This window comes from Rugamonas rubra (genome assembly GCF_900114705.1).
Taxonomy (GTDB): domain Bacteria; phylum Pseudomonadota; class Gammaproteobacteria; order Burkholderiales; family Burkholderiaceae_D; genus Rugamonas; species Rugamonas rubra.
On sequence record NZ_FOTW01000035.1, the window covers coordinates 1 to 19855 of the forward strand.

Annotated in this window: 17 protein-coding genes; 10 read left to right on the plus strand and 7 right to left on the minus strand. The window is 66.9% G+C overall.

Annotation, left to right across the window (positions count from 1 at the left end; all coding sequences use genetic code 11):
* The 5 genes from BM252_RS27055 to BM252_RS27075 form a co-directional block, all read left to right on the plus strand.
* Positions 1-870, plus strand: an 870-nt coding sequence (locus tag BM252_RS27055) for a DUF2345 domain-containing protein (RefSeq protein ID WP_139236773.1), incomplete at its 5' end; no start/stop codon positions are given.
* Between the two features lie 74 nt (positions 871-944).
* Positions 945-3173, plus strand: a complete 2229-nt coding sequence (locus BM252_RS27060; protein WP_093390777.1) for a T6SS effector phospholipase Tle3 domain-containing protein — start codon at positions 945-947, stop codon at positions 3171-3173.
* The gene (locus tag BM252_RS27065; RefSeq protein WP_174900700.1) at positions 3170-4654 is read left to right on the plus strand and encodes a virulence factor; all 1485 of its coding nucleotides are present in this window, start codon (positions 3170-3172) and stop codon (positions 4652-4654) included. The genes BM252_RS27060 and BM252_RS27065 overlap by 4 nt, the downstream gene beginning before the upstream one ends.
* 100 nt (positions 4655-4754) lie before the next feature.
* Positions 4755-5876, plus strand: coding sequence for a T6SS immunity protein Tli4 family protein (locus BM252_RS27070; RefSeq protein ID WP_093390778.1), 1122 nt, complete (start codon positions 4755-4757; stop codon positions 5874-5876).
* 283 nt (positions 5877-6159) lie between these two features.
* Positions 6160-9813, plus strand: a complete 3654-nt coding sequence (locus tag BM252_RS27075) for a DUF748 domain-containing protein (protein ID WP_245774473.1) — start codon at positions 6160-6162, stop codon at positions 9811-9813.
* A gap of 102 nt (positions 9814-9915) precedes the next feature.
* Here BM252_RS27075 and BM252_RS27080 read toward each other — a convergent pair whose 3' ends face one another.
* Complete coding sequence (locus tag BM252_RS27080; RefSeq protein WP_093390780.1) at positions 9916-10701, minus strand: substrate-binding periplasmic protein; 786 nt, start codon at positions 10699-10701, stop codon at positions 9916-9918.
* A 286-nt stretch (positions 10702-10987) separates the two neighbouring features.
* Between BM252_RS27080 and BM252_RS27085 the strand changes: the two genes are divergently transcribed.
* On the plus strand, positions 10988-12955 hold the full coding sequence (locus BM252_RS27085; protein WP_093390781.1) for a TOL_0244 family TonB-dependent receptor: 1968 nt from the start codon (positions 10988-10990) through the stop codon (positions 12953-12955).
* Positions 12956-13078: 123 nt separating this feature from the next.
* A complete protein-coding gene (locus BM252_RS27090) occupies positions 13079-13297 on the plus strand; it encodes a hypothetical protein (protein ID WP_093390782.1) in 219 nt (72 codons plus the stop codon).
* On the opposite strand, the gene BM252_RS27095 is transcribed toward BM252_RS27090, so the two are convergent.
* On the minus strand, positions 13287-13484 hold the full coding sequence (locus BM252_RS27095; protein WP_093390783.1) for a hypothetical protein: 198 nt from the start codon (positions 13482-13484) through the stop codon (positions 13287-13289). The genes BM252_RS27090 and BM252_RS27095 overlap by 11 nt on opposite strands.
* A gap of 267 nt (positions 13485-13751) precedes the next feature.
* Between BM252_RS27095 and BM252_RS31260 the strand changes: the two genes are divergently transcribed.
* Both BM252_RS31260 and BM252_RS27100 read left to right on the plus strand, forming a co-directional pair.
* Positions 13752-13898, plus strand: coding sequence for a hypothetical protein (locus tag BM252_RS31260; RefSeq protein WP_174900699.1), 147 nt, complete (start codon positions 13752-13754; stop codon positions 13896-13898).
* A 105-nt stretch (positions 13899-14003) separates the two neighbouring features.
* The gene (locus BM252_RS27100; protein ID WP_093390784.1) at positions 14004-14372 is read left to right on the plus strand and encodes a hypothetical protein; all 369 of its coding nucleotides are present in this window, start codon (positions 14004-14006) and stop codon (positions 14370-14372) included.
* 90 nt (positions 14373-14462) lie between these two features.
* Here BM252_RS27100 and BM252_RS27105 read toward each other — a convergent pair whose 3' ends face one another.
* Positions 14463-14867 (minus strand): nuclear transport factor 2 family protein, encoded by a 405-nt coding sequence (locus BM252_RS27105; RefSeq protein WP_093390785.1) that lies wholly within the window; start codon positions 14865-14867, stop codon positions 14463-14465.
* Between the two features lie 161 nt (positions 14868-15028).
* Between BM252_RS27105 and BM252_RS27110 the strand changes: the two genes are divergently transcribed.
* Positions 15029-16147 carry an HAF repeat-containing protein gene (locus tag BM252_RS27110; RefSeq protein WP_245774474.1) on the plus strand — a complete coding sequence of 373 codons (1119 nt, stop codon included), beginning with the start codon at positions 15029-15031 and terminating at the stop codon, positions 16145-16147.
* A 14-nt stretch (positions 16148-16161) separates the two neighbouring features.
* Here BM252_RS27110 and BM252_RS32070 read toward each other — a convergent pair whose 3' ends face one another.
* From BM252_RS32070 to BM252_RS27125, 4 genes are all read right to left on the minus strand, one after another.
* A complete protein-coding gene (locus BM252_RS32070) occupies positions 16162-16293 on the minus strand; it encodes a hypothetical protein (protein ID WP_281249399.1) in 132 nt (43 codons plus the stop codon).
* A 216-nt stretch (positions 16294-16509) separates the two neighbouring features.
* Positions 16510-16869, minus strand: a complete 360-nt coding sequence (locus BM252_RS27115) for a c-type cytochrome (protein WP_425442378.1) — start codon at positions 16867-16869, stop codon at positions 16510-16512.
* A 193-nt stretch (positions 16870-17062) separates the two neighbouring features.
* Positions 17063-18469 carry a M16 family metallopeptidase gene (locus tag BM252_RS27120; RefSeq protein ID WP_093390787.1) on the minus strand — a complete coding sequence of 469 codons (1407 nt, stop codon included), beginning with the start codon at positions 18467-18469 and terminating at the stop codon, positions 17063-17065.
* 3 nt (positions 18470-18472) lie between these two features.
* The gene (locus BM252_RS27125; protein ID WP_093390788.1) at positions 18473-19786 is read right to left on the minus strand and encodes a M16 family metallopeptidase; all 1314 of its coding nucleotides are present in this window, start codon (positions 19784-19786) and stop codon (positions 18473-18475) included.
* Positions 19787-19855: the final 69 nt, after the last annotated feature.

The following is a 19855-nucleotide window of genomic DNA, read 5'->3' on the forward strand; positions in this document are numbered from 1 at the left end:
CTGCTGAGCGCCTGGAAGCGGCTCGGCGGCGGCGGCAAGCAGCTCGACCGCGCCGACTACCTGGCCCTGATGCAGGACTGCGTCGACCTGTTCCGCTCGCTGGGCGAGTACGCCGCCGCGCAGCAGGGCCTGCCGGTGGACGACAAGGCGCAGGACGAGTTGCAATCGGCCATCAAGCAATGGGACAACGGCGGCAACACCGCGCCCCGGGGCGCCGGCGGCGGCGCCGCCGTGGTCGGCGTCACGGCGCCGGACGGCATCAGCTTCGCCAGCTCGAAGGCCATCGTCAGCTACGCCGCCAGCAACATCGACACGGTGGCCCAGCAACACCTGCAGATGACGGCCGGCCAGCGCTGCAACGTCAACGCCGGCAAGGGCATCTCGCTGTTTTCGCAACAGGACGGGCTGGCGGCGATCGCCAACCACGGCAAGGTGCTGCTGCAAAGCCAGCACGACAGCACGCAGATCGACTCGGCCAAGGACGTCAAGATCAGCGCGAGGGGCCGCGTGATCGTCATGGCCGAGGAGATTTTGCTCGTCAACTCGGGCGGCGCCTACATCAGCCTCAAGGGCGGCACGCCCGAAATCGGCGGACCGGGCGAGCTGACCATCAAGACGGCCGGCCACAACTGGAACGGCCCGGCCAGCCGCAGCGCCGAGCTGCCTACGTTCGGCGAGGGCGACTTCGGCCGGAAACCGTACCTGGAGCGCGGCATCGACGGACAGCCGGTGAAGGGCATGGAGTTGCACCTTGAGCGCGACGGCGATGCGCCGCTGACGGGAACCAGCGACGCCGCCGGGGAGGCCGGAAAGGTGGACACGAACCGTGTGCAGCAAATCGCGGCGACCTTCCACAAGCGCTCCTCATGACCTTGCATACCGACCGCCGGAAACAGGGCTGCGCCGAGCGGCAATCTTTACATTGAGTTAACGGAGGACAGACGATGAGCGATCCAAACCCAGACAACAGTGCCGGCGCCACGTCGTCCGCGCCGAATCCAATCGACGATCCGTGCACAATCATCGTCGGCAGGAAGGCCGGCGTCACGCTGCTCAATCACGACAAGCTCAGAGTGATCATGCGGGCGCCCCTGCCCGGTATCGTGATCTTCGTCCATGGCGTCAACTCCGACGGCGAATGGTACAAGGAAACCGAAGCGGGCCTGTGCGCCGGCCTCAACGATCGACTCAAGCGCTGCGACGACCACATGGCCCATCCGACGCCGGAGGGCGGGCAGCTGACCCCGGCCACCTATATGGCGGAGCTGACGCCCAAAGGTTACATCAATCCAAACATGACGCATAAGACGTTCTTGAAGGACGAGGACCACTTCACGCCGGTCATCCACTTCCGCTGGGGCTACAAGGCCGATTTACTTGAGCTCCAGAAGTACGGCGACGGGATCTATCTCAACGAGGAAAACTACTGGGGTGGCGGCCCTTTCGCCAACGGCTGCACGACGCTGCCCGACATGTGGGGCCAAGGCCTGTCGGAGAATCTATTTCTTTGGATGCACATTCAGCATCTCAATCCAGTCAACGACCGCAACGTCTTCGCTTGCCCGCCCAAACCGTATTTCGTCCTGGCTGCGCTGCGGCTGGCCAGGTTGGTCCAATCCATCAGAAAGAAGCAGGCCGACGTCCCCATCACCATCGTCTGCCACAGCCAGGGCAACATGATCGGCATGGCGGCGGCCTTTTTTGGCGACGCCTGGGCGCCGGCGCGGGACCCGGCCGGCAAGGAGGGGCGCTGCGTCGCCGACAGCTATGTGCTGTGCAACGCCCCTTACAGCCTGGCAAGCTCGAATTTCACCGAGGACTGGAGCCAGAGCGACATGAAGGACAAGCAAGGTGGCCGGGGTCGCCAAACCAGTGCCGCCCGCATCGGCACCCTGCGCGCCTTCTTCGACATCATTCGCCAGCCGGCCGCCAAGCGCCAGACGGTCGAGGACATCGACCAGGCCATGGCGAACATCCAGCACGGCTTCGACGCGGCCACCGACTGCAAGGCCTACGGCAACGGCGCCTCGACCTGTGGCCGGGTGACACTGTATTGCAATCCGCACGACCAGGTGATTTCATCGCTGTCCGTGCAGGGCATAGGTTGGCGCGGCATGCACAAGGACGAGATCAGGGACGCCAACGGCGCCGGCGTGTTCAGCCAGCGCGTGTTCGCGCAGGGCCATCCGGTCGGCGCGCAGGGCACCTACCACTATTGGAAGAATCACTATAACAAGCCTGCGGCGGGCAGCCAGGGATTCTGGGTGCCGGAGTCGCCCAGGCTCGAATACTCCGTGTCGAAGGGACTCGATGCGAGCAGGGGCAAGCCGCTGGCTTGGATATTCACGCTGGCCATGGCGCCATTCACCATTGTGGCGGTCAAACTGAGCAGCATGCGCATCAACGCGTTGCCGGACGACAACTGGGAGATTCCGATTGACGCCCCCAAGCTTCCAACGTTTGCCCCGGAGGCGCGCCGGTTCGGCGTGACGAGTGAACAATTCGACCAGGACTACGACGCGCCCGGCCAATGGCGCCACGCGGGTTGTGTGCGCGATGCCGGCGATGTGTACGCGGGTGACCGGACGATCCCCCAAAAAAAGGGAGAGAAGCGCGACGCCACCGATGCGGCCAAGGGTGACGCGGACAGCGAGGCCTCCCTGCGCTACGAGGACCACGCCCGGCTGCGCATGCAGGCCCGGCGAGAAGGAATGGTCAAGAAGAATGCCGAACACGTGGACGCCGAGGACGATCCCACAAAAGCCAGCGCGGACTACAAGGCCTGGCAAGAAGAAAAGATCAAAACCTACCTGGCCGACAACATTAATACATACGCCACCGACCACTCGACCATCGTGACCAACGGCATGCACGCGCAGAAGGCGCTGGCCTACGATGTCGCCATCGGGCTGTGCCATATCAGGGACGAGGATCTGCACACGTTCAGGATCGCGGCCGACTGGCGCTTCGGAAAAGGGCTGGATAGAGATGATCCGAATAGAAAATTTGAGAAATATTTCTTAACCGGGTACTTCACCGGCCTCCCTCTCGGCGAGTGGACGCGCGCGAAAAACAGTGAGGGACGCATGCCGGACAAGATCGTCGACCAGCGCGAGCATCGGCCTCTGTCACCTCGCATGCTAGAGCGCATGAGTCGGGGAGGCCACCCATGAAGTCTCTGATCTCGACCCGCACCCGGCGATTGGGCTGGGCGGTCCTTGTTCTTATCCTTGCCTTCGGCGCCGAGATCCCGCTCACCTGGCTCGCCTTCGCCGACCCTTCTCGCACTCTGACCGACGGAGATATCATGACCCGCTTCCTCGCCGTGCCCGCGCTCGCCGCCTTCGCCACCTTCTCATTCCTCACCGCCGCCTGCACGGGCAGGCCCGTACCTGTCGTCGCGGAAATTCGCGCGGCCACACCCGTTGTCGCGAAACCCGCGAAACCTTTCACCGCCCAGGTCGTCGGCGTGCAATGGCTCAACCCTCTGCAGCGGCGCGACTATCCGACTGAATGGCAACTGCTGTGGACTTTGGGAGTGGCCAAGCCCAACAAGGACGACGACATGGTGCAAACCGAGCCGAAAAAGTTTTCAACGCTACAAATGGTGGGATCGATAGCGGCCGGAAATAATGGGAGGGAGACGTTCCAAGGCTATCATGAAAAGTATATCGTCGAGTTGGTCTACAAGTTCCACGACGTCTATTTCTCCAGCTCCCGCTACTTCTACAACGCCCACTCGCTCACAGACAAGACGACTTGGCGGGAACTGGCAGGCATCCATGTCGAGTATGCACTGCCGATGGGCAGTCTCGATCCGGTCGAGGCCGCAACGTTTGCCAGGGACAACATTATTGAGAGTTTTGCCATCGGCAATATCCACTCTCCCACTGCTTGGACCCGCAACACCCCGCCGGACGTGCACGTGACGACGGGTGGCCCCAACGCCGGCTTCACCTCCCTCTCGGCGGCGCTGGATTACTTGCAGGCGCATCCAAACGAAACGGTCTGGGCCATGAACTGGGACGCCCCCAGCCGCCCCAAGGACGATCAGATCAACGAGAACATGGTGTTACTGGTGCTGGCCGGCCCCAACTACAAGACCGAGCGCGACGCGCTGGCCTGGATCGGCTATCCCGCCACCAAGTCCACCGCCGATTTTGAAAGCAAGAAGGGCCTGCCGCCCCGCGCGGTCCAGGCGTCGCAGGCGGCGCTGGACGCCGCCGTCGCCAACGCCGGCAAGCGGAGCACCGACATCGGCTACGTCGTCCACGACGCCAACGTCGCGCACGCGGAGTCGCCGGACCGGCTACGCGTTCTGGCGCACACCCTCTCGACCGAGGCGCCCGAGATCGACTTCATGAAGCACGCCTTCAACACCCCGGCCCTGCTGGGCGAGATGGGCGCCGGCACGGCGCTGACCAACGTCGCGCTGGGCATCGCCTACGCCAACCATTTCGGCAAGAACGTGCTGGTGGCCGGCACCACCGACGCCGAGCACCCCACCGCCGTGCTGGTGCTGCCGCCGGCCAAGGTGCGCCCCATCGACCCGGACAAGCCGTGGTTCCGCGCGCGCTCCGGCAACAACGCCTACCTGATGTGGTGGGGCATCCGCCACGACGCCGAGGGCGGCATGCAGGGCTATTCAAAATGAGTTTTGGAATGATGCGGTGGTCAAGTTATTTTGGACACAACAACGAGTCGATGCTGGCATTGACGTTGCAGCTGATCGCCAGAATTGCGCTGGGCGCCAAATGAGCACGCGACTCACGCGCAAACACGGCAGCCTACTCGCCAAACTCGTCGCCGCAACCTGCCTCGTCCTCGCTTGCATCGCGCTCACGCGCATGGCGCAGGCGGGATATCTCGACTACCAGGTGAAAAAAATGACCGTTGAACTGAAGGACCTTAAGATGAAAACCATCTGCGTCGGCCGGTTCCTGATCGACGTGCCGGCCGATGCGGAAGTGTCGTATCGGGGGGCGATGATCGCCGGCTGGAGCATCGCAACTTATGACGACGAAACGGACGCACAATTCGCCGCGAGGATACAGGCAAAGGAGAACGAACTCTCGGGAAAGAAAAACGAACAGGGGATGCCGATGCTTGAAAGCGTGTATAAAGTGGAAAAAAATGGCGTTCAAGGCAAGATTCAGGTGTTCGGCCGGGAATGGATTCGCGGCCTGCCCAATGAAAAACCCGCCGAGAACGTCAGAATCGAGGCGATGGTCCGCGCACAAAAGCACAGTTTTGATCTCACCATAAAATACGCCGACGACAACGATCTCAAAGAGCTCACCCAACTTGTGAGCCAGTTCAGATCACGCGCGGAGAATGAGATCCCAACGGCGGCCGGCTATTGTTTCGATGGCGGATTCATCGCGGAACCCATATCGGTCAAACAGACCGAACGCACCACGATGTTCGTCGGCCTGAAGGGGCACCCCGACGTGTCGATCGCGTTGGACATGACGGCTGGCATCACCACGCCGAAGACATTGCTTGAACGCGACCCCGTGCCGGCCATCCTAGACGAAAACAGTTCCCGCTTTCACACGTTCCGACGCGGCCCGCGCCCATTCAATGGCGCGCCCGGAGAGGAAGTCCTCGAACGAGCGCACGAGTACAACGGCACCTATAACCAATCGTTCATGTGGGAACTCGTCAATAATAAAATTGACAATGTTTTCACGCCCCTGATGTCATTCGAGATGAGCACCGGCCACGGGCAACCTGGCGCGACGGTCGAATCCAGCTTCACGGACGCGGAAGCGCTGGCGCTGTGGGACAAGTTGCTGTCCTCGCTGCGCGTGCGCCCCGTTGTGAAACCCTCACCCGTCGCGGTGATGCCCACGCAAGTTCCGCTCGGGACCTAGTCGCACGCCCACTAAACCTGCCCTCAAACCGGCTGGTGGGCCGTGGTGAGGGTTGAACCTGACTTTTGTCCCCGCTACTGACATCCTTTCCGCCAGAAAATGCAAAAAAGCTCCCCAAGGTGACACTCCAAGAGGGAGCCCGCAGGGGACTTTTTTCATTTTCGCAGCAACAATTCACGATCCTATTCCCTTCCCATTTCTCGCCGGTTTTGCGGTTTCGCCCGCCTGAAGGCATACTCTTGCCTATGAAACAAATTATTTGGCGCAAATGAAGGAATCATCGGTGGAATCGAACAACAAGCCAGGCCCGGCAACCCAGCCAGTTGGCGCAAACAAACTGAAGGCGCCGCTGCTGCGCCGCAAACGCTGGCTGGTCGGCGCGGCCGGCGCGCTGGCCACCTACACGGTGGGTGGCTTCTGGCTGCTGCCGCAAGTGGTGCAGAGCCAGCTGCCCAAGTTCGCCCATAGCGAGCTGGAGCGCAACGCCAGCATCGGCGCGGTGCGCTTCAACCCCTTCACGCTGTGCCTGGAGGCCGACGACTTCCGCCTGGACGAGGCCAACGGCGCGCCGCTGTTCGCGGTCGGCAAGCTGGCCGTCGAGCTGAACTGGTCGTCCATCGTGCGCCGCGCCTGGAGCGTGGCCGAGGTGCGCGTCGGCGCGCCTCGCCTGCACCTGGCGATCGCGCCGGACGGCACCTTCAACATCGCGCAGTTGCTCGACACGCTGAACCGCCGGCCCAAGGACCCGTCGAGCGGCATGCCGCGCCTGATCGTCGGCCACTTCGCGCTGGAGCGGGGCAAGGTCGAGGTGAGCGACCGCCGCGCCGGCTACGCCGACACCATCACCCCCATCGACTTCGCGCTGAACAACCTGAGCACGCTGCCCGACCGCAACGGCGACTACACGCTCAGCGCCGACGCCACCCACGGCGGCAAGCTGCACTGGCGCGGCACGGCCGCGCTCAACCCGATCGGCGGCGGCGGCGAGCTGACCCTGGACCAGCTGGCCCTGCCGGGCCTGGCCTCCTACCTGAAGGCCTACACGCGCGTCGGCGTGAGCAGCGGCAAGCTGTCGGCCAAGCTGCCGTACCGCTTCGCCTACGCCGACGGCAAGCTCGACGCCAGCCTGAGCGGCGCCAGCCTGTCGCTGCGCGAGCTGGCGCTGGTGGGCGACAAGGCCGGCGCGCCCTTCGCCAGCGTCAACGCCTTCGACATCAGCGATGTCGGCGCCGACCTGGCCGCGCACAGCGTCACGATAGGCGGCGTGCGTTTGGCCGGCGCCAAGCTGGAGGCGCGGCGCAACGCCAAGGGCGAGCTCGACCTGGCGCAACTGATGATCGCCGCGCCAGCGGCATCGTCCATGCCCGCGTCAGCTGTGGCGGCGGCCCCGGCGGGCAAGCCTGCGGCCGGCGCCGCCGGCAACTGGAAGGTGCAGCTCAAACAGCTGGCCGTCGAGCAACTGGCGATGGGCCTGGTTGACGAGACCGTCAGCCCACCGTTGACGGTCAGTGCCGAGAATATCCAGTTGAAGCTGGCCTTGCACGCCGAACAGGCCGCCGCCGGCCTGAAGATGAGCGTCGCCGATGCCGCCTTCTCGCTGGCCGAGCTGAGCATGGTCAGCGGCAAGCAGGCGCCGCTCAAACTGGCGCAGCTGGGCTTCACCGGTGGCACGGTCGATCTGGCCGGACGCCAGCTCAGCGTCGACCGCGTCTACGCCGACGGCGGCCAATTGGATTTGACGCGCGACAGCAAGGGCAAGTTCATGTTCATGGGTCTGCTGCCCAAGTCCGGCCCGGCGCCGGCAACGCCGGCCGCCGCAGGTGCGGCGTCCAAGGCCTCGGCGGAGAGCGCCGCCGCGCCCTGGAGCAGCAAGATCGGCAGCGTCGAGCTGAGCAAGTTCGGCGCGCTGTACGACGACCAGGGCAGCGGCATCAAGGTCAATCTGCAGGACTTCAACCTCAAGCTCGACGGTGTCAGCAACGACTTGAAGCAGGCTCTGCCGTTCAAGCTCGCCGTCGGCCTGCGCGAGGGTGGCCACATGACGGGGCAGGGCAAGATCGTGCCGGCCACCGGCGCGCTGGAATCGGACCTGCTGCTCAAGGGCCTGGCGCTGGCGCCGGTGCAGCCGCTGTTGGCCAAGCACGTCAAGCTGAAAATCGCCGGCGGCGTCATCAACGGACAGGGGCACCTGAGCAGCGGTGGTGCCGGCACGGCGAAGAATCCCACGCTGCGCTACGCCGGCATGTTCGAGGTGGCCACCCTGCGCCTGAACGAGCAGGACAACGACCTGTTCGCCGCCTGGAAGAGCGTGCGCGCCGACAAGTTGACCTTGAACATCGGCCCCGATTCGCTCGACATCCCCGAGCTGCGCGTGGTCGAGCCGAACGCCAAACTGATCATCGAGGACGACCGCAGCCTCAACGCCCAGCGCCTGCTGGTGCGCTCGCCCGAAGAGGCCGCCACGGCGGCGGCATCCGCCTCGGCGGCCGCGACGGGCAAGGCCGCCGCGCCGGCGCCGACCGTGGCCACGGCGCCGACCCCGCTGAGCGCCAGCGCACAAACCGCCAAGGCGCCGGCCGCCAAGGTGCGGAACGCCAACGCGCAGGCCGCCATCGCGCCCGACGCCGACGCCGGCTTCCCCGTGCGCGTGCGCCGTTTGCGCCTGCAGAACGCCAAGCTCGACTTCACCGACCTGAGCCTGCGGCCCCAGTTCAGCGCCAAGATCTACGAGCTCAACGGCATCGTCAACGGCCTGTCGACGCGGCGCGACGCGCGCAGCCAGATCGAGCTCGACGGCCGCGTCGACGAGTTCGGCCTGGCCCGCGTGCGCGGCCAGCTGAACCCCTTCGTGCCGGCCGACAACACCGACCTGGACGTGGTGTTCAAGAACGTCGACATGGTCTCGGCCTCGCCGTACAGCATGAAGTTCGCCGGCTACAAGATCGCCGAGGGCAAGATCTCGCTCGACCTGCAGTACAAGGTGCGCGCCGGCGCGCTCGAGGGCAACAACCACATCGTGCTCGACAAGATGACCCTGGGCGAGCGCATCGACAGCCCGGACGCGCTCAAGCTGCCGCTCGAGCTGGCGCTGGCCATCCTCAAGGACAGCGACGGCCGCATCGACCTCGGCCTGCCGGTGGCGGGCAACTTGAACGATCCGCAGTTCAGCTACGGCGCGCTGGTGTGGAAGGCCGTCGGCAACGTGCTCGGCAAGGTGGTCACGGCGCCGTTCCGCGCCCTCGGCGCGCTGCTCGGCATCAACGGCGACAAGCTCGAGGCGGTCGACTTCGACGCCGGCAGCGCCCGCCTGCTGCCGCCCGAGCGCGAAAAGCTCAAGCAGGTGGCGCAGATCCTCGCCAAGCGCGCCCAGCTGTCGGTGACGGTGCCGGGCCAGTACAGCGAGGCCGTCGACGGCGCCGCGCTGCGCGAACAGGCGCTGCGCCGCAAGGCGACGGCGAAGGCCGGCATCAAGCTCGAGGCGGGCGAGGCGGCCGGTCCGCTCAACCTGGGCGAGCGCGCCATGCGCGGCGCGCTGCGCGACTTGTACGCCGAGCGCTTCGGCGCGGCCGAGCTGGACAAGCAGAAGAAGGCGGCCGAGGCCGCCGCCGTCGCCGTCCCGGCCGGCGAGCAGGGCGGCGCCGCCAAGGCGCCTGCCAAGCTGCCGGTGTGGCAGCGCGTGGGCAAGCTGATCCAGGGCGAGCCGCAGGTGGCCGACCCCGCCGCCTTCTACGGCAAGCTGCGCGAGCGGCTCGAGGCCAGCGAGGTGTTGCCGGCCGACGCGCTGGCCAAGCTGGGCGCGCAGCGCGCCGCCGCCATCGTCGCGGCGCTGGCCGAGGCCGGCGTCGACGCGGCCAGCGCGCGCGCCGGCGCGCCCGAGCCGGTCGGCGCCGAGGCCGGCAAGCAGGTCGCGCTCAAGCTGGGCTTGTCGGCCAAGTAGGGGGGGGCAAGCCAGCGGCGGAAACCCAGGGTCAGACCCTGGCGCCAAGGCGGGGAGTCTGCCCCTGGCTTGGTGCCTTTGGGTGGTTCTTAGGCCGCCGGCCTAGTCCAGGCCGTACTTGGCGGCGACGCGCTTCCAGGCCGGATCGGCGCGCATGGCGCCGACCACGGCGTCGAGCTCGCCGGCCAGCGCCGTGTCGCCGCTGGCCGAGAAGATGTAGCGCTCGAAGCGGGCGTGCGGCTTGCTCGACAAATACAGCGTGGTGCGCACCGGGCTTTGCTCGCCGAGCTGCTTGAGCAGGTAGCGGTAGGTCGACATCGGCATGATCGTCACGTCGGCCTTGCCGGAGGCCACCTTGCGCAGATTGGACAGCTCCTCGTTGGCGTTCTCGCGCTGGATGTCCTTGCCGAAACGGTCCTCGAAGCCGGCGTACTTGTTGCCCAGCACGCCGGCGAACTTCAGGCCCTTGAGCGAGTCGGTGTCGACGTACTCGATCTTTTTGCTGTTGAGCGAGACGACGGCGTTGGCGTCGTTCATCAGCCCCGGCGTCCAGTGGTATTTCTTCTTGTCCTTGTCGTCGACGAACAGCGGATTGAGGAACAGCACGATGCCCTTGAAGGCGGCGTCCTTGTCCAGCGTCTGGTTGAGTTTGTCGCGCGACAGGTTGGTGATCTGGAAGGCGTACTTGCCCTTGAGCTTCTCGTTCAGATAGGCCACCAGGTCGGCGCCCAGGCCGCCGCCCTCGACCACGAAGGGCACCGCCTGGTAGGAGTTGTAGGCCGGCAGCGTCTCGACCGCGACGGCCGGCCCGGCCGCCAGCGCCAGGGCGGCGGCGAGGCCGCCGGCGCCGCGGCGCAGATGGCGGAACAACGAGTGACTTGTATGCATGAGGTCTCCTATCGAAGGGGGGGGCGGCCGCGACGTGGTGGCGGCGCTGCGGGCGCTGCGGTGGCGCCTGTCCGATCATATCCGATGCCCAACGGCAAGACCATCGACGTGTGCCGGCTTGTGGGCGCGCCGCGACGGATGCTCAATCGGAGGTGGCGCGGCGCGCCGGGCTGGCTATAATTTCCAGGTTCATTGGCGTCGTCGCGGCGCCAAGCCTGTCCACGACAAGGCCTTCCAGCGATTTCCCACAACGCCGCGCGGCAGGGCGGCAAGTCCGAGGTGAGCCATGCGCAGCAGTCACATTGCCTTCCCGTTCAGCGCGCGCCGGCCCGCGTCGCCGGCCCTGCTGCTGGCCTGCGCCGCCGCCGCCATCGCCATCGCCGCCGCCAGCGCGCCGGCGGGCGCGGCGGCGGCGGCGGGCGGCGAGTTCGCCGACATGTCGCTCGAGCAGCTCGGCGAGGTCGTCATCACCTCGCTGTCGCGCCAGGAGGAACGGCTCGGCGAGGCGGCGGCGGCGGTGTTCGTCATCAGCGCCGAGGACATCCGCCGCAGCGGCGCGCGCTCGCTCCCCGAGGCGCTGCGGCTGGCGCCCAATCTGCAGGTGGCCAGGGTGGACGCGCGCAACTACGCGATCACCGCGCGCGGCTTCAACAGCCCGTTCGAGAACAAGCTGCTGATGCTGATCGACGGCCGCAGCGTGTATTCGCCGCTGTTCTCCGGCGTGTACTGGGACGTGCAGGACGTGGTGATGGAGGACGTCGCCCGCATCGAGGTCATCAGCGGGCCGGGCGCGACGATCTGGGGCGCCAACGCCGTCAACGGCGTCATCAACGTCATCACCCGGCCGGCCGGCGACAGCCAGGGCGGCCTGCTCGCCGCCAGCGCCGGCGGGCGCGAGCAGGACGGCGCGCTGCGCTACGGCGGCGCGCTGCCGGCCGAGGGCCACTACCGCCTCTACGCCAAGTACGCCCGCGCCGACGCCACCGAGACCACCCGCGGCGTCGACACGGTGACCGGCTGGCGGCGCGCCCAGGGCGGCTTCCGCGCCGACTGGGCGCTGGCGCGCGATGCCCTGACCCTGTCCGGCGACGCCTACGACGGCGCGCTGGGCCAGGCCCGCACGGTCGACATCCTGGTTTCCGGCGCCAACCTGCAGGCCAGCCTGAGGCGCAAACTGGACGGCGGCGCCGAGCTGCGCCTGCAGGCCATCCTCGACCACACCGAGCGCAACCAGCCGAACGCCTTTGTCGAGCGGCTCGACACGCTGACGCTGGAGGCGCAGCACAGCCTGCGCCTGGCCGGCGGCCACAACGTCACCTGGGGCGGTGGCTACCGCCAGTCCCGCGACAAGGTGGTCAACGGCGCGCTGTTCGCCTTCCTGCCGGGCGACAGCACGCTGCGCTGGGCCAACCTGTTCGCCCAGGACGAGCTGGCGCTGCACCCGGCGCTGCGCCTGACGGCCGGCCTGAAGCTCGAACGCAACAATTACACCGGCCTCGAGCTGCTGCCCAATCTGCGCCTGGCCTGGACGCCGGCCGCCGGCCAGCTCTGGTGGACCAGCCTGAGCCGCAGCGTGCGCGCGCCCTCGCGCATCGACCGCGACCTGTTCGCGCCGGGCAAGCCGGTGATCATCGCCGGCCAGCCGTTCTACGCCCTGGCCGGCGGTCCGCAGTTCGCCTCCGAGGTGGCCAAGGTGCTGGAACTGGGCTACCGCGCCCAGCCGCGCGCGCCATGGTCGTACTCGCTCACCGCCTACCTCGCCGACTACGACAAGCTGCGCACGCTGGAACCGCATCCGGGCGCCTCCGCGCTGCTCAGCAACATGGGCGAGGGCCGCTCGCGCGGGCTGGAGGCCTGGGGCCGCTGGCAGGTGGCGCCGAGCTGGCGCCTGAGCGGCGGCCTGGTGCTGCAGCACGTCGAGACCCGGCTCAAGCCCGGCAGCCACGACGCCAGCGGCGACACCGGCCTGGCCACCAACGACCCGAACCTGCACTGGAGCCTGCGCTCCTCGCACGAGCTGTCCGAGCACTGCCAGCTTGAGCTGAGCCTGCGCCACACCGGCAAGCTGCCGCGCCCGGCCGTGCCGGCCTACAACGAGCTGGACGCGCAATTGCTGTGGCGGCTACGGCCCGACCTCGACCTGGCCCTGCTGGGGCAGAACCTGCTGCACGCGCGCCACCACGAGTTCGGCGTCGAGGCCACCAGCAGCGTCTTCGAGCGCAGCGTGCTGCTCAGGCTGAGCAAGCGCTTCTGACCGCCCGGCGCAGCGGCGCGCCGCCGGGCGGCGCAAGCGGGTAAGCTGGCGTGGTGTCGGCGCGGCGGGCCGGACTCCGGCCGCCGCCGGCGCAAGCTTGCCACCGAACCGGGAGGAACCACGATGCCGAGTATTCATCCGCACCATCCGCACCATCCGCAACACGCGCCGGCCACGCCGCCAAACCGCGTGCCGCCGGCCGCGCCGCGCGCCCACAGCACGCCGGAGCCGGACCAGCCGAAGCCGCAACCGGACAAGGCGCCGCCGCCCGACGACATGCCGTTGCCGGAGCAGGCGCCGATCGAGGAGCCGCAGCCGCCCAAGCCGCCGATCAAGACCTGAGCGGCACCGCCGCCCCCGCGCCGGACTTCGGCAGCGGCGGGATGCGGCGGATTTGCTCCTCGGTGTCGCGCTCGCCCGGGGTTTTCTCGCCGCTGCCGATGTCCGGCTCGTCGAGAAGGTGGCCGCCGGCCGGGACCGGCCGCTGGTCGGGCGTCGGCGTGTCGACCGCTTGTTTGCTTGGTTTCATGTCGATCTCGCGTCTGGGGTTGTCGTCCCGACCATGCTAGCAGGTCGGCGCGACGGACGGCGCGCGTCACTTTTTGCGCATCGCTTTTTGTGCATCGCATTTTTCGCAAGGCAGTTTGCTACCGGGCTTGTGCCGAGCGCCATTGTTTTGCTGCGCACAGTGTTGCTTTGTGGATACATATTTTCGAAATTGTGTCGCCTGTCACACTACGGTCACTGAACAGTTTCTATAATTTAGACATGACAACTTCTAGTCGCCACGGAGGCCATGATGGGCAATTCACTACATAACAAAATCTACCTCGGCCGCCGCAGCGTCGCGCTGCTGCAGAACCGCCGCGTGCAAGCCTGGTTGTGCCTCGGCGCCTTCGCCAGCATCGGCCTGGTGTGGCTGGCGATCCGCAGTTTCAAGTGACATGTCCCGGCCGACGCGGCCGGCAGGGCGACGCATTACCTTGCCGTGACCGCGCCGGGCGCGTACCATGAGGGCCGCAGCAGTCTCCCATGGAAAAATACGGCAATGAAGAACGAGAAATTAACGCAAGACGAATACGACGCACTGAACGAAGTGGCGCGCGGCCTCAAAGGCGACCGCGTCAGCGCCTGCGTCGGACGCAACACCAAACGCCTGTCCGGTATCAAGCTGCTCAGCTTTGACAAGAAGGGCCGCCTGTCGCTGACCGACAAGGGCCAGCAGACCATTTTCGTGCGCCGCTGCATCATCGGCCTGCGCGCCGTGCTGGCCGATCCGCTCAGCCAGCTCGACGCCGACGTCGCCACCTTCCTCGGCAAGAAGGCGCACATCCTGCCGCGCGAAGACGGCAGCGGTTTTGACATCACCGACAAGGGCCGCGAATCGCTGGCCGACATCGCCAGCCAGGGCCTGTAAGCGCGTCCCGGCGGTGGCAACAAACGACAAAGGCGTTCATGCGAACGCCTTTTTTGCATCTGCGGCCGGTTACGGCCGGGGCGCGCCGGCTCAGCTGATCGCCGTGGCCTGCGACCACACCACCTGCCAAACGCCGTCGCGGCACTCGTAGGCGTCGGTGTGCCAGTACTGCGCCGGGGCGACGTGGTGGCCGCCGAACACCACCTCCAGCTGGGCCTGGTAGCGCAGCAGGGCGATGTGCGCGTGCACGCGGATCTCGATGGCGCCGGGTTCCCACTGCAGATATTTGATGTGGCCGGCGGCAATGGCGCCCAGGTACTCGTCCTTGGACAGCGCCTTGCCGATCGGCGTGATCAGCTGGAAGTCGGCGGCGTGCAGCGGCCGCGCCGTCGCCATGTCGGCCGCGACCAGGGCCTGCAGGCGGGTGCGCTCGGCCGTGCAGATGTGGTCGGCCAGCGAGCCGAGCTGTTCGTCGATGGGGAAGGTGGCGCTCATTGCGGCTTTCGAAAAGGGGCGGTGGGACGGTTGCTTCGGGCGAATCATAGCCGATGGCAACACTGTCAAAATACACACATTCCCACCAAGGCCGGCGACGCTGGACTTGGGCACGGCGCGATGGTAGAGTTATTTTTCTATTAATCTTGCCGAGGTCCATCGTGCCGAACACTCCGCTGCTTTCCCTGACCCTGGCACTGTGGCTATGCGCGCTGGACGCCAAGGCCCAGGTCAAGCCGCTCAGCGGCATGGCGGGGCAGGGCAAGGAGACCAGCGTCGCGGTCGACATCAACGCCCGCGGCCAGGTGGTCGGCGTGATCGAGGACGAGGACGGCAGGCAGCGCGCGGTGATGCTCGACAAGGTGCTGCGCGAGCTGGGCACGCTGGGCGGCAGCGACAGCTTCAGCAAGGGCATCAACGCCGACGGCGTGGTGGTCGGCTCGGCGCAGGACGGCGCCGGCCACTGGCGCGCCTTCCTCTACCGCCACGGCGAACCGATGCGCGACCTGGGCACCCTGGGTGGGCGCAGCAGCTACGGCACCGGCGTCAACGCGGCCGGCCAGGCGGTCGGCTTCGCCGACACCGCCGCCGACGACTTCCACGCCTTCCTGGTCGGCGTCGACGGCAAGATGGTCGACCTGGGCACGCTGGGCGGCAACATCAGCTACGCCGCCGGCATCAACGCGCGCGGCGAGGTGGTCGGCACGGCCGCGCTGGTCGACGGCTACCGGCGCGCCTTCCTGTACCGGCCCGGCGCCGGCATGCGCGAGCTGGGCACGCTGGGCGGGCGCTCCAGCGCCGCCAGCGCCGTCAACGACGCCGGCCAGGTGGTGGGCGCCTCGGAAATGCCCGACCGGCGCTGGCATGCCTTCCTGCACGACGGCGCCAGGATGGTCGACCTGGGCGCGCTGATCGGGTACGGCAACAGCTACGCCACCGGCATCAACGCCGCCGGCCACGTGGTCGGCACCATCCTGCTGGGCGAGGAGCGCCGCTCCTTCGTCTACCGCGACGGCAAGATGCTGGTGCACCAGGCGGGCAAGGGCTTGTATTTGACCAACGCCATCAACGACGACGAGCTGGTGATCGGCGCCACCTTCTTCAGCAAGCGCTACGCGGCGGCGACCATGCAGTCGAACGCCACGCCGGTGGTGCCCAAGGGCAGCCGCGACTTCATCGCCTTGATGGGTTTCGTGGTGACGATGGCGGTCGGCGCGGTGCTGCTGCGCCGGCGCTATCGCGGCATCGAGCTGAGCAAGGGGCGGATGTTGCACATGTGAGCGGAAGGCGGGTCTTAACGTAGATATGTTGCCAAGAGCAATACTGCGGTAACAATCACCCCGCCGACGATGCTGAATACGCCGATGAACGTGATGATACGTTGGCGACCTTCGCGATGCGAAATATACTCAAAGATTTTCTCCATGATTCACTCCATGTGTTGAGCCTGGCATCATGGTTTAACTAACCCAAATATGGACGGCGCTAAACGACGCGGCAGTGATGGCCGCCAGCCAAATCGATATTAGCATGATGGGTGGTGCCTTGCCTTCCGCCGCATGCGTCTCTTGGCTGGCTAGCCGAAATTGATGTTGGCATACTCCGCTGATGTTCCCGTCCAGGCATGCAGCCTGGGCGCTGGTTACAAGGTGCGCAGGTAGGCCAGCAGGTCGGCGCGCTGCTGCTCGTTGCCGATGCCCCAGAAGCGCATCTTGCTGTCGGGCACCACGTCGCCCGGCGCCTTGAGGAAGGCGGCCAAGGCGGCCTCGTTCCACACGATGTTGGATTTCTTCATCGCCGCCGAGTAGGCGTAGTTGGTGGCGGCGGCGCGGCGGCCGACGATGCCGTTGAGCTGCGGACCGAAGCCGCCGCGCGCCGACGGGCCGACCTGGTGGCAGGAGGCGCATTTGTTGAAGGCGGCTTTTCCGGCTACGGCGTCGCCGCTCGGATTGGCGCCGGCGGCCTGGCTCGGCGCCGCCAAGCCGCCCAGCGTCAGCGCCAGCAGCACGGGCAGGAAAGCCTGCGGGAACGGGGGCGGGAACGCGGGCAGAAACGCGGACAGCGGCGGGGCGGTTGGCGGCAGTGGCGCGCGGCCCAAGGTCGGGGCCGGCAGGGGAGGTCTATGCATGGTGGTTGGCGCGAATAATGTCCCCCCGGCGGCGGCCGGGGAGGACGGGGTCTGGTGTCGACCCGTATTATCGCGCAGCGGGGGCGAAGCCGTCGGCGCCGATCTCCAACTCGGTCACCTCGCCGTACTTGGCGGCGATAGCGCGGATCGCCTCGGCCTTGCCGACCAGCACGGTCTGCAGCTTGTCGCGCGGGAAGTGGCGCTCGACCAGCAGCTTGGCCTTGGCCGGCGTCAGGCTGTCGACGTCGCGCATGAAGTTGTCGATCTGCTCGCGGCCGACCTGGAAGGCGTACATGTCGCCCAGCAGGCCGGCGAGTTGCTCGCCGGTCTCGAAGCGCGGCGGGAACTGGCCCTTGACGTAGGCCTTGGCCGAGTCCAAGGTGGCCTGGTCGATGCCGCGCGTCCACAGCCGCTGGTAGGTCTGGTGCGCCAAGGCGAGCGCCGCCTCGGTCTTGGCCAGGGCGGTGAAGCTGGAGATGGCGAAGGTGCCGCTCTGGCCCAGAGTGGCGAATTCGCTGCGCGCGCCGTAGGTCAGGCCGGAGTTGACGCGCAGCTCGTCGTTGAGCCAGGACGTGAAGCGCCCGCCCAGGATGGTGTTGAGCACCTGCAACGGCACGTAGTCCGGGTCGTTGCGGGCGATGCCGGCGCCGCCGATGAGGAAGGTGGTCTCGATCGCGTCGGGCTTGTTGACCAGCCAGACGCGCGCCTTGTCGGCCCGCACCTTGCCGTTGTCCTGCGCCGCCGGCGGACTGCCGACCGCGCGCCAGGCGCCGAACAGCGACTCGATCTGGCGCCGCATTTCGGCCGCCTGGAAGTCGCCGACCACGACGATGGCGGCGTTGTCCGGCCGGTAGTAGCGCTGGTGGAAGCTTTTCACGTCGGCCTGTTGCAACGCGGCCACGCTGGCCACGGTGCCGCCGGCCGGGTTGGCGTAGGCGCCGGCGCCGAACAGCATGCTGCGGAAGTAGTTGCCAACGACGTTGCGCGGACTCTCCTTGGCCTGCTTGAGGCCGTTGACCTTGCGTTCGCGCAGCTTGGCCAGCTCGGCCGCGTCGAAGCCGGGCTGCTGCACCATCTCGGCGAACAACGGCAGCAGGGCGGCGGCGTCGGCCTTGGCGAAGTTGGCCTGCAGGGTGCTCTGCTCGCTGCCGGCGGCGCCGGCCAGGCGGGCGCCACGGAAGTCGAAGGCCTGGTCGATGGCGGCCTTGGGATGGGCCGCGCTGCCCAGCAACAGGGCGTCGCCGGTCAGGTTGGACAGGCCGGCTTGGGCGGCGTCGTTGACGGCGCCGGCCTTGACCACGGCGCGCACCGAGATCAGCGGCACCTCGTGGCGCTCCATCAGGTAGACGGTCAGGCCGTTGGCCAGGCGCGCCGTCTCGAAGGCGGGCAGGCGAAACTCGGCGGCGGCGGCGCCGGCGGCGGCGGTGGCCAGGCCGGCGCCGGCCAGCAGGCTAATGTGCAACAGGGTTTTCATCGCTCAGTCCTCCTTCGCGGCGAGCACGCCAACGGTGCGCTGCGATTTTTTCAAGTATTTGGCGGCGACCGCCTGGATGTCGGCCGGCGTCAGTTTTTCATACGCGGCCGGGGCCTCGAACAGCTTCTTGTAGCCGCCGAAGAAGACCTCGTAGTTGCCCAGCTGCTGGGCCTTGCCGTTGATGGTCTCCTGCGCGCGGTACAGGTTGAGCAGCTTCTGGTTCTTGACCTTCTGCAGCTCCTCGGCGCCGACGCCGTTGCGCACCACGTTGTCGAGTTCGGCCAGCAGGGCCTGCTCCAGCTTGGCCGGCTCGACCTTGGCGGCGGCCACCGCGTACAGGTAGAGCAGGCCGGGGTCGAAGCCGTCCAGGCTGTCGGAGCCGACCTGGGTCGCCAGCTGCTGCTCGACCAGGGCGCGGTAGAGGCGCGAGGTCTTGCCGTCGGTGAGCAGGCTCTGCAGCACGTCGAGGGCGTAGTGGTCGGCGTGGTGGATGGCCGGCACCTTGTAGGCCACCAGCAGGTTCGGCGCGCTGACCGACTCCTTGGCGACGAAGACGCGGCGCTCGCCCTTTTGTTCGGGCTCGACGGTGCGCACGGCCGGCGGCAGCGCGCGCTTGGGGATGGCGCCGAAGTACTTGGTGGCCAGCTGGCGCACCCGCTCGAACTGGACGTCGCCGACGATGACGGCGACGGCGTTGTTGGGCGAATAGTAGGTGTGGAAGTAGCGCACCAGGTCGTCCTGGGTCCAGGCCTTGATGTCGGACTCGTTGCCGATCACCGACCAGGAATACGGGTGGGCGCTGAAGGCGACGCTGTTGAGCTCCTCCTGCAGCAGGCGCACGTTGGAGTTCTCCAGCCCGGTGCTGCGCTCGGACAGCACCACGCCGCGCTCGCTGGCGACCATCTTCGGGTCGATGCTGAGGTGGGCGATGCGGTCGCTTTCCAAGGTGAACACGGTCTCCAGCGAGGCGGCCGGGAACCAGTCCTGGTAGACCGTCACGTCGTTGCTGGTGTAGGCGTTGTTGGAGCCGCCCTTGGCCTCCATGGTGCGGTCGAACATTTTCGGGCCGAAGTGCTTGGATCCGTTGAACATCATGTGCTCGAAGAAATGCGACAGGCCGGTGATGCCGGGCGCCTCGTTGCGCGAGCCGACCTTCCAGAAGGTGTACATATTGGCGTTCGGGATGGTGCTGCTTTCGAGCACGATGAACTTCATGCCGTTGGCCAGCGTGAACGATTTCACTTGCTCGGCGGCCAGCGCGTGCGCGGCGCCCGCCAGTCCGAACAGGACGCTGGCGGCCAGGACTTTCCACTTCATAAGGCTTCCTTTCGGGGGAGGGGACAGAAGGGGCCAAGGATACGATATTTTTCGGGGGAAAGTAGGCCT